The following is a 14,819-nucleotide window of genomic DNA, read 5'->3' as shown; positions in this document are numbered from 1 at the left end:
CGGTCGCATTCGGCCCCCGGCAACTTTTCCTTGCCGCCCGCATTTAAGTGTCCATCATCAGGGAGATGCAATAATGACAATTTCAGTCTCAGAACTTAATTCCGATCACGAAACCGATGCTCCTTTTGCCAAAAAGGTCCTGACCGCGCGCACGCTCGCCGGCTATACGGTCGAACAGCTTGCTGTCACCTGCGGTCTCACCACCACCGAAATCCACGCACTGGAAGACGGCACGGACAGCGATCCATCGCGTATCAGACGCGTTGCCGCTGCCCTGCATATTCCTGTCGAAACCGTTATCTGATCGCCCTTAGCGATCACGAAAAATCTCAGCGCCGCCGGGGACGATGTTCAAGAGAACATCCGGGCGGCGCGCGTGGCCCGAGGCCGCAAATATCTTCCGGAAGATTTTCCGAAGTCCTCTCTTAACATTTTTGTTATCCGGCACCACATGGGGTTCACGAGCGACCATGTTCGATGAAATTCGGCATGCGCCCTGCCCGTGCGATAACAGCAACAATCTCCGGAATCCTGCCATGACACTCAGTCTTAACACCGAAGAACGGGTTTCTTCAGCATTGGATGAATTGTGGCCGGCAGAGAAGACCGAAATTCTCGACTGGCTCGTGACCGGCACCAAGGACGAGCGTTTTATCGACGAGATATTCGTGGAGCTTTGCGACAGGCTGCGGGCAAGCGGAATCTCCATCGCAAGGGGCGTTCTCGCTTTCCGCATCCGCCACCCGCAATGGCTTGGCGCGCGGATATTGTGGAAAGCCGGCATGCCCACCGCCGAAATCGCCACCTATGGTTACGGCTCGGAAAGCACGCCCGAATATCTCAACAGCCCCATCAACGACATCCACCAGGGTGCGACGGAAGTCCGTCACCGGCTGAATGGCGATGACATCGATGAACCCGGTTATACGATCTATGACGAGCTGCGGGCCGAAGGGCTGACGGATTATTGCGCCTGGCCGATCGAGCACACTTTCGGAAAGCGCCATGTCGCGACATTCTCCAGTGACCAGCCGGGCGGTTTTTCCGACAGCGAAATCGCCGCCCTTAAAAACCTGCTGCCGGCTTTGGCGCTGGTCAGTGAAATACGCCTCAAAAACCGCATGACGCGCACGCTTTTGGAAACTTATGTGGGTCCGCATGCGGGCGAGAAAATTCTCAACGGCGCCACGACACGCGGTAGCGGCATAACGGTGGGCGCGGCGATCCTGATCTGCGACCTGCGCAATTTCACCCATATTTCCGACCTTTGGCCGCGCGATGACGTGATCGAGCTTCTAAACGGCTATTTCGACGCCATGTGCGACCCCATTGAAGAATTCGGCGGTGAAATCCTGAAATTCATGGGTGACGGGCTGCTGGCGATTTTTCCGCTCAGCGATCCGCAGGCCTGTGAAAACCTGCTGAAAGCCATCGCCAGCGCGCAAAAGGGTCTTGTTGCCCTCAATGAGATCAATTGCCAGAAGGGTCATGATCCCCTGGGTTACGGCATCGGCGTGCATGTCGGCGATGTCATGTACGGCAATATCGGCTCAAAAACCCGCCTCGATTTCACTGTCATCGGCCCCGCCGTCAACATCGCCTCGCGGCTGGAAACGCTGACCAAGGAAACCGGCCGCAACGTGCTGTTTTCCGAGGAATTCGTTCGTATGGCAGGAAATGGGGACAGGCTGGAAAATCTGGGTCCATGGCTGCTGCGCGGCCTTGAAACGCCAGTCGAGGTATATGCGCTTCCCCAGAATGCCGTGCAGATACCTTCCACCAATTGACGCCAGGCAGCGTTTGGGCTTCGGCTCAACCTGCCTTTCGGCATGATCAGCGACCACATCCAGTGACCTCCAGGGGCGAATGATTTCGGCCGTGCCTGCCGCTGTCAAAACGCTTGACACGCCTCCGATGTCGATCTAGCAAAATGGAACATATATTCCATATCGAAACATTGTTTGCATTCATATTCTGTCTCTCCGGGAGTGAGGGCGGGTGTGAGGAACCGGAGGAAAGATGGTTACGAAATTGGCACTGCTCGGCGCTGGACGGATCGGCAAGGTCCACGCCAAGGCGATCACCACCGATAGCCGTGCGCAGCTGGTGGCCGTTGTCGACGCCATGGCCGGTGCCGCGGAAGCAATTGCCCGCGAAGCGCAGTGCAAGGTCAGCACGATCGACGAGGTTCTGGCCGACAAAACGATCGACGCCGTCATCATCTGCACGCCGACCAACACCCATGCCGACCTGATCGAGCGTTTCGCCCGCGCCGGCAAGGCCATCTTCTGCGAAAAGCCCGTTGATCTCGATGTCGCCCGCGCGGAAGCCTGCGCCAAGGTGGTTGAAGAAACCGGCGCGAAGGTGATGCTCGGTTTCAACCGCCGTTTTGACCCGCATTTTCAGGCCGTGCATAAGGCAATCGAAGATGGCCGCATCGGCAAGGTGGAAATGGTTACCATCACCAGCCGCGACCCCGGCCCGCCGCCTGCTGAATATATCAAGGTTTCCGGCGGCATCTTCCGCGACATGACCATTCATGATTTCGACATGGCCCGCTTCCTGCTGGGCGAAGAAGTGGACAGCGTGTTTGCCACCGGTTCGGTTCTCGTCAATCCGGAAATCGGCGCGCTTGGTGATTTCGACAGCGCCAGCATCATTCTGACGACGAAAAGCGGCAGGCAGGCGGTGATTTCGAATTCCCGCCGCGCGACCTATGGTTATGACCAGCGTATCGAAGTGCATGGTTCTCTCGGTTCGGCAGCGGCCGAAAACCAGCGTCCGGTCTCCATCGAGATCGCCAATGCCGACGGTTATACCCGCCCGCCGCTGCATGATTTCTTCATGACGCGTTACACGGCGGCCTATGCGGCGGAAATTACCGCTTTCATCGACAGCATCGAGAATAACGTCGCGCCGTCGCCCTCCATCAAGGACGGTCTGATCGCGCTGAAACTGGCCGATGCCGCCCTGAAATCCGCGACCTCCAAGACGGCCGTGACAATCGGCTGAAGCCGGTCTCATCGTCACCCTCGGGTTTGGCCCGAGGGTGAGTTTTCCGGCTTTTTTTGAGAAAAGCCGATTATTCCCCGCGCCTACGGAAACAGGCTGCCTGTCAAAAAGGCAGCCGCCGGACTTGCATGGCAGCTATTCGGAAAATAAGGTTGTCTGACAAGGTGCGGCCGTAACATATGGCTGTTACCCACCTCATTCACGCCGAATCCTCTTTTGCCGGCACGCAGCCGGACAGCGGTTTTTTCATGCCATCACCCAAGACCGGTTTTCTTTATGCGCTTGTCGCCTTCACGATATTTGCGGCGCAAGATGGCATCTCGAAACATCTGGGTAGCGCCTATCCGCCCGTCTTCATCGCCATGCTACGCTACTGGGCCTTTGCCGTCTTCGTTCTATTGATGGCCGCAAGGTCGGCGGGCGGCATCCGGGGTGCGGTCATGGCCAACCGTCCGTGGCTGCAGATCGGCCGCGGCGTTCTGCTGGCGGTACAGATCGTTTTTTCGATCTTCTCTTTCGCCATTGTCGGGCTGGCGCACAGCCACTCGATCATCGCTTCCGCGCCGCTTATCGTCGCTGCACTTTCCGTACCGCTGCTTGGCGAAAAGGTTGGCTGGCGACGCTGGTGCGCCATTTTTGTCGGCTTCATCGGGGTTCTCGTCATCCTGAAGCCGGATGGCGAAGGTTTCGACAACAGCCTGATCATAACCTTCATCGCCGCGTTCATGCTGGCGCTTTACGGCGTGCTCACCCGCCTCGGCAGCCGGAGCGATACGGCAATGACGAGCTTTTTCTACACCGGTGTGGCCGGTGCAGCAGCGCTGACGCTGGTCGGGCCGTTTTATTGGGTCAGCCTCGCCCCCTATGACTGGGGATGGATGCTGGCGCTCTGCATTACCGGCATGAGCGGTCATTATTGCCTGATAAAAGCGTTCGAACTGGCGGATGCAGCTTCCGTGCAGCCTTTCTCCTATTACCAGCTCGTGCTCGTTTCCATCATCGGCGTCACCATCTATGGCGAGGTCGTGACGTCAAACATGGTTATGGGCGCGGCAATCGTCATTGCCGCCGGCCTCTTCACCATCTGGCGGGAACATGTGGTTGGCCGGAAGAAAAGCGCGGGAGCCGGCTGAGCGCCAGCTCCACCTTAAATCTGTCCTCTCAGGCGAGAGCCGCCTCACAACGCAGCAACATGCCGAATAGATCGCGTGGCTCATCCGGATCGGCCAGGAGATCCAGCTCCGCATAAAGACCGGTGCCCGGCAGTTTCGAGCGCACGTAACGCAGCGCGGAGAAATCTTCCGTTGCAAAGCCGACGCTGTCGAACAGGGTGATCTGCCTCTCGCCGGTCCGGCCCTGTTTTTCGCCGGCAATGACCTGCCATAACTCGGTCACGGCATAATCCGCCGGCAATTGCTGGATTTCGCCTTCAATACGCGTCTGCGGCGGATATTCGACGAAAATATCGGATCGCAGCAGGATATCCCGGTGCAGTTCCGTCTTGCCCGGACAATCACCGCCGACGGCATTGATATGAATGCCGGGGCCGACCATGTTGTCGGTCAGGATCGTCGCATATTGCTTGTCAGCGGTGACTGTCGTGATGATATCCGCGCCTTCCACCGCCTCCTCAGCGCTGTCGCAGATTTCGATGGCGAAACCCTGTCCGCCAAGATTGCGGGCGCATTTTTCGCTGGCCGACCGATCGATATCAAAAAGCCGCAACGTGTCGATGCCAAGGATTGCCTTGAAAGCGCGCGCCTGGAACTCGCTCTGGGCACCATTGCCGATGATGGCCATGGAGCGGGAATTGGGGCGGGCAAGATGCCTGGCGGCAACGGCCGAAGTAGCGGCAGTGCGCAGCGCCGTCAGGATCGTCATTTCAGTCAGAAGCAGCGGATAGCCGTTACCCACATCGGAAAGCACGCCGAAGGCCGTCACCGTCTGGCGGCCTTCCTTCATGTTCTTCGGATGGCCGTTGACATATTTGAAGCCGTATAGCGTGCCATCGCTGGTCGGCATCAGCTCGATGACGCCCTCCTTCGAATGTGAGGCGATGCGTGGCGTCTTGTCGAAGCTCTCCCAGCGGCGGAAATCCTCCTCCACCACATCGGCAAGCTCACGCAGGAAGGTGTCGATTCCCACCCGCAGAATGAGCTTCATCATATGGTCGACGCTGACGAAGGGAACGATATTGAGGTTCGGTATCACGGTCATCACATCACCCCTTTCAGCCTGCCCGCGTCGGGCGGTCCATGACCCGCTTGCCCATCAGGCTTGCAGCGAGATCGACCATGAGGGTCGCCGTCCTGCCGCGCTCATCGAGAAACGGGTTGAGTTCCACCAGATCGAGACTGCAGACCAGCCCGCTATCATGCAGCATTTCCATCACCAGATGCGCTTCGCGGAACGTCGCGCCGCCCGGAACGGTGGTGCCGACCGCAGGCGCAATCGACGGCTCGAGAAAATCGACATCGAGGCTGACATGCAGCAAACCATTTACCGCCTCAACGCGGGCGAGAAATTCGCGCAGCAGAACCGCAACGCCGTGCTCGTCTATCGAGCGCATGTCGTGCACCGTGATGCCGCTCTTTTCCAGCGCCGCCCTTTCGGCGGGATCGACGCTGCGGATACCGATCATGCCGATATTTTCTTCCGGCACGGCATGGGAGAGCGGCGGGAAATAACCGGCAAAACCGTCATGGCCGCTAAAATAGGCAACGGGCGTGCCATGCAGATTGCCGCTGCGTGTCGTCTCCAGCGTGTGATAATCGGTATGGGCATCAAGCCAGAGTACGAAAAACGGCCGGCCCGTCTCGGCAACCCGCCGCGCCATGCCAGCCACGGTTCCTGCCGAAATCGCATGGTCGCCGCCAAGAAAGATCGGCACGGCATCCGCACTCTCGCGATAGGCCGCCTCCGTCAGCGCCTCGGTCCAGGCCACGGTTTCTTCCAGATGATGCACAGCCGGGTTGGGGTGGTGAAATTCCTTGAGCGGCGCCGGCGTCACGTTGCCGGTATCGACCACCCGGTGCCCCAGATCCTCCAGCGCACGCATGAGACCGGCAATGCGATAGGCGCTCGGTCCCATTTCGCATCCCAATTGCCCTGCTCCGATCTGCAGAGGTGCACCAATAAGCCTGATATCCATTCCCGTCCTCGCTTTCCCAACCAACACCATCACTAAACCATAGAGATATGGCGGATTGAACATCAAATATTGGCAAGATTATCGAAATGAACTATCAATCTGGCAAAATCACTTTATCAAACTGGTAATCATGGACAATCTCGACGAACGGCTCGTCACCCTTCTGCGTCACAACGGCAGACGCAGCATTTCCGATCTGGCGGTGGAGACGGAAACCTCGCGCGCCACGGTTCGCTCCCGCATCGAAAGAATGGAAAACGACGGCACCATCATCGGTTACACCGTCATCCTGCGTGCCGATGCGGTGGAGGCGGCAATTCGCGGTATCATGATGATCGAGATTGAAGGCCATGTGACGGACCGCGTCATCCGCACCCTTGGCGGCTTCCCGGAAATATCCGAGATACACACCACCAATGGCCGCTGGGACCTGATCGTGGAACTCAACGCCGCCACACTCAGCGATTTCGACGCCGTGCTGCGCCGCATCCGCCTGGTGCCCGGCATCACCGGCAGCGAGACCAGCCTGCTGCTTTCCACCCCGCGTTCCACCCGCGCAAGGCTCTGATCCGGGGATGAAACGCAAAAGAGGGGTGAAAACGCATTTTTCGATTTTTTCGACTTGCGCCTCGGCATAAATCATCTATATGACGACCCACCAAAGCGAACGCGCCACGCGCTTCACGCTTTTGGGGAATAGTTCAATGGTAGAACAGCGGACTCTGACTCCGTCGATCTTGGTTCGAATCCAGGTTCCCCAGCCAATTTCTTCAAATAAAATCAAACATCTACCCGCTGGCTTATCTGGCGTTTCGTTCTGCGCACTGTTATCGCGCTAGTGCCGATAAACAATCGCCCCGCCGGTCAAACCGGCTCCTGCGGCGGTGAGCAATAACGTCTCGCCCTTTACGATGCGCCTTTCAGCATTGGCAACGGAGAGCGACAGCGGAATGGTCGCGGCGGAGGAATTGCCGAAGCTCTCCACCGTGCGGACGGTTTTTTGCCGGTCGATGTCGAGATTGTCGCAAACGGCATCGAACATGCGGGCATTGGCCTGATGAGGCACGAAACGGTCGATATTCGTCGCCGATAGCTCCGCCTGTTGCAGCACACGCTGTGAGGTCCGGGTCATCAACGCCACGGCGCGGGAGAAGACCTCGCGGCCGTCGCGCATCGTCATCAGCGTTTCCCCGGTGGGCGTGTCAGCGGAGAACGGCTGGCTGCTGCCGCCTGCGGCTATCCGGATCAGATCGTAACCGCTGCCATCAGACCGCAGATCGGCCGAAAGCAGGCCACGCTGCGCTTCCCGGCACGGTTCAAGCACGACCGCCCCGGCAGCATCGGCAAAAAGGACAGCGCTCGCCCTTTCCCGAAGATTGATGCGGCGGCTCAGAATATTGGCCGCCACGACAAGCACGGCGCGACCATGGGTGCGGACAAAACCATCGGCAAGGGTGAGCGCATAAAGAAAGCCGGAACAGGCGCCGGCGAGATCGATGCCGCCCGATTGCGCCAGACCCAGCCGATAGGCAAGCAGCGGTGCGGAAGGCGGCAAGAGGTGGTCCGGCGTGGAAGTTGCCAGCAGTGTGAGCGCGATATCGTCCGGGGCGATTTCCGCATCTTCCAGCGCCATGCGGCCGGCCTCGGCGGCAAGGCCGCTGAGCGTATCGCCCTCCTCCGCCCAATAACGCCTGAGGATGCCGGTTCGCCGCTCGATCCAGCCGGACTCCAGCCCAAGGCGCGCCTCGATCTCGTCATTGCCGACGCACCGCCCCGGAACGGCATGTCCAAAACCGGCCATGCGCGAAGAAAGTATCTGCATTGTCTGGTCTTTCAAGAGTATCTTTGAGGGTGCGGATATCCGGTCTCACGCTTCGGTCACAATCGAGGCCACCTCATCGATGGCGTCGAAGGCACGGGCCAGATCGTCTGGTGTCGAACAATAGGGGGGCATAAGATAAACCACGTTGCCAAGCGGACGGATGACAAGCCCGCGCTCGCGAAACAGGCCCCGCATACGCGGTCCCGCTTCGGCGAGATAACCATCGGAAGGTGCCACGAGATCGAGTGCAGCTATGGTGCCCGCCTGCCGGATATTGGTGAAACGTCTGTCTTCGGCAAAGCGCCGCAGATGGTCCCCCAGCATCTGTTCCAGTTGCCCGATACGCTGCGCCACCGGTTCATCCCGCCAGACCTGGAGATTGGCGACGGCAGCGGCGCAGGCAATCGGATTGGCGGTGTAGGAACTCGAATGGAAAAAGGTCTTGCGGCGGTCGGTCGAAAAATGCGCATCGAAGATATCGCCGCTGCACAGCGTGGCCGCCAGCGGCAGGGAACCGCCGGTCAGGCCCTTCGACGTGCACAGAATATCCGGAGAAATTCCGGCTTGCTCGCATGCGAAAAGACTTCCGGTCCGGCCCCAGCCGGTCATCACCTCATCGGCAATGAACAGGCAGCCATGGCGTTCGGCAATCTGTTTCAGCCCGGCCAGAACATCTGCGCCATACATCTTCATGCCGCCGGCACCCAGCACCAGCGGCTCAATCAACAGGGCAGCTACACGGCCTGAACGGCAGAAATGCTCAAACATGTCGAGGGTGGCCTGCGCGCTGCCCTGTTCCGGAAAAGCCAGACGGTCGACACCGAAGAGCAGCGGCTCGTAAGCGGCATTGAACACGCCACGTTCGCCGGTGGACATGGTGCCGATCGTATCGCCATGATAGCCATGTTCCATCACCACGATGCGATCGCGCTTTTCTCCGCGATTATGGAAATAACCGAGCGCCATTTTCAGTGCCACTTCCACTGCGGTCGAGCCGCTATCGGAATAAAACACATGTTCCAGCCCGGCGGGGGCAATGTCGATCAGCCCTCTTGCCAGCGTCTCGGCAGGCTCGTGGGAAAATTCCGCAAAAATCACCTGATCGAAGGCCTCCGCCGCGGCACGGATGGCGGCCATGATCGCCGGGTGCCGGTGACCATGGGTGATGACCCACCAGGATGAAATTGCATCGAACAGCCGAGTACCGTCCTCATCGACGAGATAGGCACTCTGCGTCGACACGATGCGTTTCATCGGCGGCTCCAGCCCGTGCTGGGTGAAGGGATGCCAGATGGGCGAAGGGCTCATGCCGTCACCTCCAGAAAATCGGCAGGATTAAATTGCCGGGCGAAAGCCTGATGCAGCGCCCCGGCGGTCATCTGAGGCAGATGCGGCAGACGGCCGAGCGCACGACCCCCGCCGATATCGGTGATGATACGCTCATTTTCTGCGTGCTCGTCGCCGATGAAAACCAGACCATGCACCGGAATGGCCCGTAACCGCAGCGCTTCAAGCGACAGCAGCGTGTGGTTAATGGTGCCGAGCGCAGTTCTGGCGCAAAGGATCAGCGGGATTTGCCAGCCGGCGAAGATATCGGCAAACAGCAATCTGTCGGTCAACGGCACCAGAAGCCCGCCCGCCCCTTCAATTACCAGCGGCCCCTCCGTTTCCGGTAGTTGCAGGAGTGCGGGATCGATCGTCACATTCTCGAGACGCGCCGAAAGATGCGGCGAGGCCGGCGTTTTGAGACGATAGGCTTCCGGCAGGATGCGGGTGCGCGGCGCACCACCCAGCCGCTCCACTGTCTCGCTGTCCGTCTCTTCTTCCAGCCCGGACTGGACCGGCTTCCAGTAGGAAGCCTGCAGGGCGTGGGTAAGCGCTGCGGCAAAAACCGTCTTGCCGATGCCCGTATCGGTGCCGGAAATGACGAAACGAAGGCTCATGCCCGTTCCTCCTTCAATGCGAAGGCAAGCTGCCCGACCATATCGGCAATCTGGCTCTCATCCACATTCAGCGTGATGGAAAGACGCAGGCGCGCCGTTCCCTCCGGCACCGTCGGCGGGCGGATCGCCCGTACGTCGAAACCGCTTTCACGCAGGTGCGCAGCTATGCCGAGCGAACGGGCGTTGTCACCGATCATCACCGGCATGATCTGCGAACCGCTGGGTGTGACCCCGAGCCGGGAGTTTAGTTCGTTACCGGCAAAATTTATCAGTTCCGCCAGCCGCGACTGCCGCCAACCTTCCTCGGCGATGATCAACAAGGCTTCCCGCACCGCCGCCGCCATCAGCGGCGAAGGCGCGGTGGAATAGATGAAGCCCCGGGCGCGGTTGATGAGGTAGTCGGCAAGAACCGAAGGCAAGCTCAGAAGTGCGCCGGAAAGGCCAAGCGCCTTGCCGCAGGTGTGCAGCGCCACCACATTGCCCCGCCCTTCCAGTTCTGCCGCAAGGCCACGACCACCGGGTCCGAAAACGCCGGTGGCATGCGCCTCATCGACCACAAGAAAACCGCCATGCCGTTCAGCAATACCGGCAAGATCGGCAAGCGGCGCCCGGTCGCCATCCATGGAATAAAGGCTTTCAACCGCGATCCACGGCCGTCCACGACCGCCAGCCTGACGCCAGCAGCTTATTTCCCGCTCGAATGCCCCGACCTCGTTATGCGGCACGGCGAGCGCCTGTGCCTTGCCGGCCGCGATACCATCATGCACGCTCGCATGGATCAGCGCATCGTAGAGCACAAGATCGTCCCGCAGCGGCAAGGTGGAAAAAAGTGCGACATTGGCGGCGAAACCGCTGCCAAAATAGATCGTTTTTTCCGTGCCGAAAAACGCTGCTGCCTCCGCCTCCAGCGCCTCATGTTCCGGGTGGTTACCGCGAAGCAAGCGTGAGCCGCCGGCACCAACCGGCACGCCCCTTTCGATTGCGTCGGTCATCGCCGCCTTCAGACGGGGTGCATCGGCAAGCGCGAGATAGTCGTTGGAGGTGAAATCGATCCCCTCATGGGGAGAGAGCGCCCGTAGCCGCGATTTGCGGTGCAGACCGGCAAGTTTCACCTCGTAAGCGGAGAGTGCCGATGCGTTCACCGGCCCTCTCCCGATTGTGCAGGCTGCAACTCCATCGGCTTAAGACCCAGACGCCGGAACAGTGCCGTATCGTGATCCTCACCCGGATTATCGGCCGTCAGCAGCGTTTCACCGACGAAAATGGAATTGGCTCCGGCCAGAAAACAGAGCGCCTGCGTTTCGTCGCTCATCTCGGTGCGCCCGGCGGAAAGCCGCACATGCGAACGCGGCATCAGGATTCGCGCCAGTGCGATGGTGCGGACAAAATCGATCGGGTCGACAGGATCGGCGTCGGCAAGCTTCGAACCGGGGATCGGGATCAGCATGTTGATCGGAACGCTTTCCGGTGGAACCGGCAGATTGGCGAGCGTCACCAGCATCGAAATACGGTCCTCGACCGTTTCCCCCATGCCGAGAATGCCGCCGGCACAGACCTTGATACCCGCATCGCGGACATTGGCGAGCGTTTCCAGCCGATCTTCAAAAGTGCGGGTAGTGATGATCTGCGAATAAAAGCGCTCGGAGGTATCGACATTATGATTGTAATAATCGAGCCCGGCATCGGCGAGCCGTTCGGATTGCTCCGGCGTCAGCATGCCGAGCGTCATGCAGGTCTCCATACCCAGAGCCTTGACGCCCTCGACCATGGCCACCACCGCCTCCATGTCGCGTTCCTTGGGGTTGCGCCAGGCTGCACCCATGCAATAACGCGTCGCCCCACCTTCCTTCGCCTTGCGCGCCTCCGCCAACACCCGCTCCACTTCCATGAGCTTGGAGGCCTTCAGACCCGTCGGGTTGCGGGCGGATTGGCTGCAGTAACTGCAATCCTCGGGGCATCCACCCGTTTTGATGGATAGGAGCCTGCTCATCTGGATGGCATTGGCATCGAAATGACGGCGATGCACCTGTTGAGCTTGGAAAAGCAGATCGTTAAACGGTAAATTATAGATAATTTTTGCTTCTTCGAGTGCCGAGCTTGCCGCAGCCGTAGGAATTTTGGCCTGATTTCGGGCGATTGGCGCAACCATCTGATCCATTTGACAGCCTCTCCTTTAAAATAAATAGATAGAACTCCTTTTTATCTATTTTTTTTATCGCTGTTTTTGCAAGCGCTTTTTTCGCGAAAATTCTCTGCCCCGTTAATCCGGCTCGACAGCGGAGCTAAAAATCGACCGCTTCAGCCCCGGAAATTCATCGACCGCAAAGGTGCTCGCGAAAAAGATGAAGGCGGCCCCATGGCGTGAAAAGATCGCAATTGCTAAGGGTGGGACATGATCACACTTCGCCCCTCCACCACCCGCGACACAACCCGCATCCTCGACATATGGAGCCGGGCCGTCGATGCCACCCACGGCTTCCTTCTTCCGGCGGATCGCGCCGCGATCGGAGAGGAAGTCAAAGCCTTCCTCCCGCAAATGCCCCTGACGCTTGCGGTCGATGCTTCGGATGACCCGCTCGGCTTCATGTTTCTGCATGAAGGGCACATGGAGGCGCTTTTCATCGATCCGGATCATCACGGCAAAGGCATCGGCAAGGCGCTGGTGCAGGCGGCCATTGCCGCGCATCCGCAGCTGACCACCGATGTCAACGAACAGAACATCGAGGCCATGGGCTTTTACCGCAAGCTGGGTTTCGAGCCGACAGGCCGCTCCGATCTTGACGGACAGGGGCGGCCCTACCCGCTCGTTCATCTTCGATTTCGCGCAACAGAAAAATAGGCCGCCGGGGATCGTCGGGGAGGACCAGGTCACGAATACCATCATCCGCTTCGCAACCGACGATTTCCTGCCCGAGCACCGTTTCGACCAATGGCGCGAGGTGCGCGGCAAAAGCCTGTTTGGCGTAACGATCGAGCTTGCGCGGGATCGCCGACATCGTTTTCAGGGATCATTTCAGGCGCGCGCCATCGCCAACGCCGTCGTGAGCGAGATGCGCGCCTCCTCCTACCGGGTTGATCGCACGGAAGCCGACATTGCCCGCATTGCCGGCGACAGCCTCTGCATCGGCCTGCAGATCAGGGGTTCCGGGCTGCTCTATACGGGCAGGGACCGGGTTCATGCCGTCGGCGGTGGCGATATCACCATCAACCATTCGGATCTGCCTTATGCCGGCATACCGGGCGGCGAAGACCATTTTCATTTCCGGATGCTCAAAATCCCCGTCGATTACGAGGTCATGCTCGGCCAGACGACCTATGACCTGTTTGCGGCCCGTTATGCGGACAATGCCGCCTTCTCCCGGCCGTTCCGGGCGCTCTTCAACGCGCTGAATGCCGATCATGGCCGGCTCATCAATCCCGCCCGCGATGTGACCCACATTACCCGGCTTGCGATGACGGCGCGCGGGCGGCTTTCTCCCGCCATGCCGGAGGTGCGCGCCGCCCTTCGAACCGGGCTTTGTTACGCGGCCCAGGACATCATGATGCGGAAAAAATCCCGCCAAAACCTCACGCCCGCCGCAGTGGCGAAAGAACTGGGAATTTCACTGCGGCAATTACACGTCGTGTTCGAAGGCGCGGAACTGTCATTTTCCCGCACCCTGTCCGCCATGCGGATCGAGGAGGCAAAACGGCTGCTGCTGGAATTTCCCGCCTTGCCGATCATACAGATTGCGCATGGCTGCGGTTTCGACAGCCTCGCCACCTTCTACCGGGTGTTTGCCGCCGCCTATGGCATGGCGCCGGGCGATGCCCGCCTCATGGGCCCACCCGCAGTTTAAAATTTCGCCTCTGCGCGCAATGAGAAGACGCCTCATCCCCGCCCCTGTAAGGCCCATGGATCGTTCAATCCATGCACCTCCATAGAGAGGTGATGCCGGCAATTCGAGGAGCGCGCGCCATGACCAATTTTTTCGATTTTGCGATTTCCCGGCTGCCGGATAATGCCACGAGGGGCAGCAGGCCACCCCTGAACGAAATCGACGCGCTGGTTCAAACCGCATCTTTCACGGCCGCGTTGCGCCTGTTGGCCGGGAGCTTCATAAGCCTTTATGAAGGCTCACCCGAGATGACCGCGCTTTTCGCCACACGTCAGAGCAGGCTTCTCTGCCACGCGCTGGTGGGGCTTTATTTCCAGAAGCGCAGCATCGGCGAGACGGAAACGGGAGAACCCTTCCTGACCCGCGAGGATTTCGCACAGCTGGCGCTGAAGAACGGCCTCGCCAGCCACGAGGGTGCCTACACTTTCTTCAAGCAGGCGCTGAAACGCGGGCTGACGAGACCGGTGACCCAATCCGACAGCGACAGGGTCGATGGCGTAGCACCCTCACCATTGACGCTGGCGATGCTCGCCCATTGGTATGACGTCCATTTTCAGGCACTGGACCTTATCGACGAGGGGTTGAGGGCCTCACGCTTCATCGAAGGGTCCCAAACCATGCTCGCACATATCCATCCTCGCGTGGCACAGGCGCTGTTATCCAATCCGGAGGTGCGCTGCCCCGGCCCGCTTTCCATCATCTTCAACTGGTTCGATGCGGGCGGCTTGCTGATGGACCGCCTGATTGCCGGTATCGACTGGGAGAGCCCTCTTGAACATGGCAGGCACCTGACGGATGTGAAGACGGCCTCACAACTGGCGCAATCGCTTTCACTGTCGCGGACCCATGTCAGCCGCAAACTTGCGGCGGCCGAAATGATCGGTGGCATCGGCTGGACCGGGCAGCGGGGCCGTTCCGCCCTCTGGATCTCACAGGGGTTTTACGAGGAATATGCCCGCACACAGGCGCGCAAGCTACTTATTCTCGACGACGCGTTCATGGAGATTTTCTAA

Annotated in this window: 14 protein-coding genes, 1 tRNA gene and 1 pseudogene; 9 read left to right on the top strand and 7 right to left on the bottom strand. The window is 59.5% G+C overall.

Annotation, left to right across the window (positions count from 1 at the left end; genetic code table 11):
- The first annotated feature begins 73 nt into the window (after window positions 1–73).
- From PL640_RS16950 to PL640_RS16935, 4 genes are all read left to right on the top strand, one after another.
- On the top strand, window positions 74–304 hold the full coding sequence (locus tag PL640_RS16950; RefSeq protein WP_046801638.1) for a helix-turn-helix domain-containing protein: 231 nt from the start codon (window positions 74–76) through the stop codon (window positions 302–304).
- Between the two features lie 232 nt (window positions 305–536).
- Window positions 537–1,787, top strand: a complete 1,251-nt coding sequence (locus PL640_RS16945) for an adenylate/guanylate cyclase domain-containing protein (RefSeq protein ID WP_142842517.1) — start codon at window positions 537–539, stop codon at window positions 1,785–1,787.
- Window positions 1,788–2,019: 232 nt separating this feature from the next.
- Complete coding sequence (gene iolG, locus PL640_RS16940) at window positions 2,020–3,012, top strand: inositol 2-dehydrogenase (protein ID WP_142842518.1); 993 nt, start codon at window positions 2,020–2,022, stop codon at window positions 3,010–3,012.
- Between the two features lie 248 nt (window positions 3,013–3,260).
- Window positions 3,261–4,145, top strand: coding sequence for a DMT family transporter (locus tag PL640_RS16935; protein ID WP_271362850.1), 885 nt, complete (start codon window positions 3,261–3,263; stop codon window positions 4,143–4,145).
- Between the two features lie 28 nt (window positions 4,146–4,173).
- On the opposite strand, the gene PL640_RS16930 is transcribed toward PL640_RS16935, so the two are convergent.
- The gene (locus PL640_RS16930; RefSeq protein WP_271362735.1) at window positions 4,174–5,229 is read right to left on the bottom strand and encodes an ornithine cyclodeaminase; all 1,056 of its coding nucleotides are present in this window, start codon (window positions 5,227–5,229) and stop codon (window positions 4,174–4,176) included.
- Between the two features lie 13 nt (window positions 5,230–5,242).
- A complete protein-coding gene (gene rocF / locus PL640_RS16925; protein ID WP_271362733.1) occupies window positions 5,243–6,163 on the bottom strand; it encodes an arginase in 921 nt (306 codons plus the stop codon).
- Between the two features lie 130 nt (window positions 6,164–6,293).
- On the opposite strand from rocF, the gene PL640_RS16920 reads away from it, so the two are divergent.
- Together PL640_RS16920 and PL640_RS16915 are read left to right on the top strand one after the other, a co-directional pair.
- Complete coding sequence (locus PL640_RS16920; RefSeq protein ID WP_065116260.1) at window positions 6,294–6,731, top strand: Lrp/AsnC family transcriptional regulator; 438 nt, start codon at window positions 6,294–6,296, stop codon at window positions 6,729–6,731.
- Between the two features lie 122 nt (window positions 6,732–6,853).
- A tRNA-Gln gene (locus tag PL640_RS16915) sits at window positions 6,854–6,927 on the top strand.
- A gap of 71 nt (window positions 6,928–6,998) precedes the next feature.
- Here PL640_RS16915 and PL640_RS16910 read toward each other — a convergent pair.
- From PL640_RS16910 to bioB, 5 genes and pseudogenes are all read right to left on the bottom strand, one after another.
- Window positions 6,999–7,985 (bottom strand): beta-ketoacyl-ACP synthase III, encoded by a 987-nt coding sequence (locus tag PL640_RS16910; RefSeq protein ID WP_271362732.1) that lies wholly within the window; start codon window positions 7,983–7,985, stop codon window positions 6,999–7,001.
- Window positions 7,986–8,030: 45 nt separating this feature from the next.
- Window positions 8,031–9,293 (bottom strand): adenosylmethionine--8-amino-7-oxononanoate transaminase, encoded by a 1,263-nt coding sequence (locus tag PL640_RS16905; protein ID WP_271362731.1) that lies wholly within the window; start codon window positions 9,291–9,293, stop codon window positions 8,031–8,033.
- Window positions 9,290–9,928 (bottom strand): dethiobiotin synthase, encoded by a 639-nt coding sequence (gene bioD, locus PL640_RS16900; protein ID WP_271362730.1) that lies wholly within the window; start codon window positions 9,926–9,928, stop codon window positions 9,290–9,292. Before bioD ends, PL640_RS16905 begins: the two co-directional genes overlap by 4 nt.
- Complete coding sequence (locus tag PL640_RS16895; protein WP_271362728.1) at window positions 9,925–11,070, bottom strand: 8-amino-7-oxononanoate synthase; 1,146 nt, start codon at window positions 11,068–11,070, stop codon at window positions 9,925–9,927. The genes bioD and PL640_RS16895 overlap by 4 nt, the downstream gene beginning before the upstream one ends.
- Window positions 11,067–12,017: pseudogene (bioB, locus tag PL640_RS16890) on the bottom strand (biotin synthase BioB); the annotation flags it as partial. The pseudogene bioB and the gene PL640_RS16895, both read right to left, overlap by 4 nt.
- Window positions 12,018–12,320: 303 nt before the next feature.
- On the opposite strand from bioB, the gene PL640_RS16885 reads away from it, so the two are divergent.
- The 3 genes from PL640_RS16885 to PL640_RS16875 all read left to right on the top strand — a co-directional run bounded on the left by PL640_RS16885 (window position 12,321) and on the right by PL640_RS16875 (window position 14,819).
- Window positions 12,321–12,767: an acetyltransferase gene (locus tag PL640_RS16885; RefSeq protein WP_271362727.1), complete on the top strand. Its 447-nt coding sequence runs from the start codon at window positions 12,321–12,323 to the stop codon at window positions 12,765–12,767.
- Window positions 12,768–12,867: 100 nt separating this feature from the next.
- On the top strand, window positions 12,868–13,767 hold the full coding sequence (locus PL640_RS16880) for an AraC family transcriptional regulator (RefSeq protein WP_271362848.1): 900 nt from the start codon (window positions 12,868–12,870) through the stop codon (window positions 13,765–13,767).
- 119 nt (window positions 13,768–13,886) lie between these two features.
- On the top strand, window positions 13,887–14,819 hold the full coding sequence (locus PL640_RS16875; protein WP_271362726.1) for a hypothetical protein: 933 nt from the start codon (window positions 13,887–13,889) through the stop codon (window positions 14,817–14,819).

It is taken from the genome of Agrobacterium sp. ST15.16.024, assembly GCF_027956545.1.
Lineage (GTDB): Bacteria > Pseudomonadota > Alphaproteobacteria > Rhizobiales > Rhizobiaceae > Agrobacterium > Agrobacterium cucumeris.
The sequence above is the reverse complement of the archived record's forward strand: the minus strand, read 5'-3'. Positions and strand labels throughout refer to the sequence as shown.